Here is a 1,804-nt window from a genome sequence, read left to right as displayed (position 1 = left end):
CGGGCCGGCCACCCCGGCCAGGACGACCCGTGGGACGAGGGCGACGGCGTCCGGCCGCGGCCCAAGCTGTCGGTGGGCGCGCGGATCGCGGTGGGCCTGGCGCTGGCCGCCGGTGTCGCGATCGCGGCGTGGTTCACCGTCGTGGACACCCAGCGCGAGCCCGTGACCTTCGTGGACGTCGGCTTCTCGGTGGAGAGCCCCGAGGAGGTGCGGGTGACGTTCGACGTCAGCATGCCGCCCGGGACCGAGGCCGTGTGCACGGTCACCGCCCTGAGCCGCAACTTCGCCGAGGTCGGCGCGGTCGACGTCGAGGTCGGCCCGGAACCGGGCCGGACCACCCGGCAGTCGGTGACGATCGCCACGACGGAGCTGGCGACCACGGGCGTCGTCGACCACTGCGACCAGCGCTGACGATTCGTCCTCGGGAATACGTACACCGTCCGCTCACAGCGGAACCGGGGAAAGTCTTGGCACGTCTTTCCTCGTCATTGGTATTCTCGTCGTTTCACACGCTGTGTTGACCGGCTGGCGCGCGTGCCCGATCCGCTCGTCGGCCGGGAACTTGCGCGCTGCCAAAACTGTGGCTCGAACGAGCAACGAAAGGAGAGCCCCCGTGGCTGACACCTCTGTCACCTGGCTCACCCAGGAGGCGCACGACAAGCTCAAGGCCGAGCTGGAGCATCTCTCCGGCCCTTACCGGTCGGAGATCACCGAGCGTATCGCCGCTGCCCGTGACGAGGGCGATCTCAAGGAGAACGGCGGGTACCACGCCGCTCGTGAGGAGCAGGCGAAGAACGAGGCACGCATCCTCGAGCTCACCGAGAAGCTGCGCAACGTCCACGTCGGCACCCCCGCGGACGACGGCAAGGTCGAGCCCGGCATGGTCGTGACCGCCATCGTCGCCGGCGACGAGATGAGCTTCCTCTTCGGCTCGCGCGAGATGGCGGGGTCCACCGACCTCGACGTCTACTCGCCGACGTCGCCGCTCGGCGCCGCCATCGACGGCAAGTCGATCGGCGCGAAGACGAGCTACCACGCGCCGAACGGGCGCGACATCCCCGTGGAGATCACGGGCGCGAAGCCCTTCCAGGGCTGACGAACCACCCCCGACGGGCCTGTCGGCCGTGCGGATCACCCCGGTGACCCGCACGGCCGGGAGGCCCGTCGGCGTCTCACGGCTCGGCCGACCGGCCCGCTACAGGTCCGCGAGACGACGGCGCAGAAGCTTCCGGTCGCCCTCACGGTCCACCTGGGCGAGCGCCCGCCGGTACTCCGCGGCGGCCTCGTCCTTTCGCCCGGCCCGGAGCAGCAGGTCGGCCCGCACCGCGGGGAGCAAGTGGTACGTCGCCAGCTCGGGTGCGGCGGCGACCTCGTCGAGCACGATCAGGCCGGCCTCGGACCCCCGCAGCCTGCCCACCGCGACCGCCCGGTTCAGCGCCACCACCGGCGAGCGCGTCATGTCCAGGAGCACGTCGTAGAGGGCCGTGATCTCCTCCCAGTCCGTGTCGTCGGCAGTCTCCGCTCGCGCGTGCAGGGCCGCGATCGCCGCCTGCACCTGGTACGGGCCCGGGCGGCGGGTCGCGAGCGCGCCGTCCAGCACGGCCAGGCCCTCGGCGATCTCGTCCTCGCGCCAGAGCGAGCGGTCCTGCTCGTCCAGCACCACGGGCACGCCGTCCAGGTCCAGGCGCGCCTCCCGCCGGGAGTACTGCAGCAGGAGCAGCGCGAGCAGGCCCGTCGCCTCGGGCTCGTCGGGCAGCAGCCGGGCCACCAGCCGGGCGGCGCGGACCGCGTCGTCGCCCAGCGC

3 protein-coding genes are annotated in these 1,804 nt (G+C 72.3%); 2 read left to right on the top strand and 1 reads right to left on the bottom strand.

The genetic code is table 11. The features are described 5' to 3' along the window. Nucleotides 1-411: DUF4307 domain-containing protein (locus tag PROKR_RS21950; RefSeq protein ID WP_051433235.1), on the top strand; the 411-nt coding region annotated here is incomplete at its 5' end. Between the two features lie 202 nt (nucleotides 412-613). Beyond that, nucleotides 614-1,096: a transcription elongation factor GreA gene (gene greA / locus PROKR_RS21945; protein WP_020017013.1), complete on the top strand. Its 483-nt coding sequence runs from the start codon at nucleotides 614-616 to the stop codon at nucleotides 1,094-1,096. Nucleotides 1,097-1,195: 99 nt separating this feature from the next. On the opposite strand, the gene PROKR_RS35840 is transcribed toward greA, so the two are convergent. Further along, on the bottom strand, nucleotides 1,196-1,804 hold a 609-nt coding region (locus PROKR_RS35840; RefSeq protein WP_036967482.1), incomplete at its 5' end, for a DUF6596 domain-containing protein.

The organism is Promicromonospora kroppenstedtii DSM 19349, from assembly GCF_000515355.1.
In the GTDB taxonomy this organism is placed as follows: Bacteria; Actinomycetota; Actinomycetes; order Actinomycetales; family Cellulomonadaceae; genus Promicromonospora; species Promicromonospora kroppenstedtii.
Note: the sequence above shows the minus strand (reverse complement) of the source record. Positions and strands in the feature narration are given on the sequence as shown.